The organism is Myxococcus dinghuensis, assembly GCF_024198235.1.
In the GTDB taxonomy this organism is placed as follows: Bacteria; Myxococcota; Myxococcia; order Myxococcales; family Myxococcaceae; genus Myxococcus; species Myxococcus dinghuensis.
Genome location: NZ_JAKCFB010000112.1, coordinates 1 through 1,955 on the forward strand (window position 1 = coordinate 1; position 1,955 = coordinate 1,955).

At 76.3% G+C, this 1,955-nt stretch carries 2 protein-coding genes; both read right to left on the reverse strand.

Going from position 1 to position 1,955, the window contains the following annotated elements:
• A partial coding sequence (locus tag LZ198_RS42730; RefSeq protein ID WP_456094084.1) for a GspE/PulE/PilB domain-containing protein occupies positions 1-1,016 on the reverse strand: 1,016 nt, incomplete at its 3' end.
• A 51-nt stretch (positions 1,017-1,067) separates the two neighbouring features.
• The coding region (locus LZ198_RS42735; protein ID WP_407667521.1) for an RDD family protein at positions 1,068-1,955 on the reverse strand (888 nt) is incomplete at its 5' end.

Genomic DNA, 1,955 nt, shown 5'->3' on the forward strand with positions numbered 1-1,955 from the left:
CCGCGCGGGCCCGTGCCGGCCGACCCCTGCGTGGGCGCGCCAGCGGTCGAGGCGCTCGTGGCGGCGGGGCCCTGCGGGGGCCTGCCGGCCGTCGGGGCACTGGTGCCGTTCGTGGCCGCGGGGGCCTGCGTGCCCGCGCCCGCGGGGGAGAGGACGGGAGGCGGGGCGGGTTGCTGCTGCTTGGGGTCCACCCGTGTCGTCGGCGGCAGCGGCTGCGCGGGCGGGGCCGCGGGCTTCGGCGCGGTGCGCGCGGGGGGCTCGGCCGCGGGCATGTTCAGGCGCAGCGGCGCCCGGACGAAGGCGGGCGGCGGCGGCGTCAGGCTCTCCGGCGGTGGAGGCGGCGGACGCTGCGGCGGAGGAGGCTTCGCGGCTGGCGGCGGCTCCGGCGCGCGGGCGGGAGCCGCGGGCTCACGCGGAGCGGGGCGGACGTCGGCGGCCAGGGGCTCCTGCGCGACGGAGCGCGCCAGCCGCTCCACCATGTCCGCGGTGAGCGACTCCTCTTCCGGAGGCGGCGGCGGTGGCGGGGTGGCGGTGGCGCGCTGCTGCGCCGGGTCCAGCGAGGCGATGAGCTGGCTGAAGCGCGGCGCGAGCGGCTGCCGGTAGATGACGGAGATCCACTCGCGGATGCGCACCTCGGTGCCCACCCACAGCTCGAGCGGCTTGCCGAGCAGGAAGCCGACCTCGTCCAGCTCCTTCTTCGCCACCGGGTACGAACACGCGACGTGCAGCGTCTGCCCGTCGAGCGACAGCGGCACCACGCACAGCCGCTCGGCGATCTTCGGGGGGATGAACGTGGCGACGTCCGCGTTCGGCTCGAAGTCCACCAGGTTCACCGGGCGGAAATCGGAGACCTCCCCGAGCAGCGACAGCACGTCCGCCTCGCTGAACAGGCCCTGCTCCAGCAGGACGGTGTCCAGGTGGACGCCCTGCGCCTGCTGGTGACGTAGCAACTCGCCGGCCTTCTCCTGGGAGAGGAGCAGGCGGGAGACGAGGAGCTGGGCGAGGCGGGCGGGCATGTAGGGCGCGGCATCTTACGGCCGCGGCCGCAAGGCACAATGAAGCGTTGTTCAGCTGGGTTGGACCACGAAGGTGGACGTCAGCTTGTCATGCAGCGTCTGCCCGCGGCGATCAAACAGCGCCATCCAGAAGCCGCCGAGGAAGAGGATGAACGACACGCCGGACAGCATGGCGCGCACGATGGCGCGGCCCGGCGCCGGGGCCAGGCCGTGGGTGTCCACCAACCGCAGTCCCAGCAGGAGGCGACCCAGTGTGCGTCCATTCCACAGGAAGGCCGCCACGGCGCAGTACACGACCGCCAGGAGCAGCACCAGGAAAAACCCGGGCAGCAGCACGGTGTGCAGCGCGCGCAGCCAGGCCACGAACCCATCGAGCCCGGACATCCCCGCCTCCGGGGACTTCAGCCCCGTCACGGAGGACGCCAGGGTGATGTAGAGCGCGGCGACGCCGCCGATGGCCGCCGTGTCGATGGTGAAGGACAGCAGCCGACGCCACAGGGAGGCCGGACGGGCGTGCACCTCGGTGACCTCCGGGGTCGCGGGACGCGCGGCCTGGGGCGGGCGGGGCCTCTCCGCCCGGGGGACGGGGAGGGCCGGCGCCACGGGCTCCGGAGCGGCCGTCACCGGCGTCTCCATGCGCGGCAGGCCCATGGTGGGCGCCGGGGGGCTGGCGGGGGCCTGGGGCACGGGCGCGAAGAGCGGGTCCTTCAGCGTCTCGGGCTCCTCCATGCGCGGCAGGCCGACGGGGGCCGCGACGCCGGGCTGGGGCTGCGCCGCCGCGCGCGCCGGGGGGGCGCTCGGCGTGCCGTAGGCGGGCGTCATGGGCGAGAACTGGGGCTGGGCCGCGGCCGGGGGCGGGATGTCCGGCGGGAAGGCCCGGGGCTGGGCCGGGGGCACGGGCGGGGCGACGCGGGCCGCGGCCGGGCGGGCGGAGGCTCC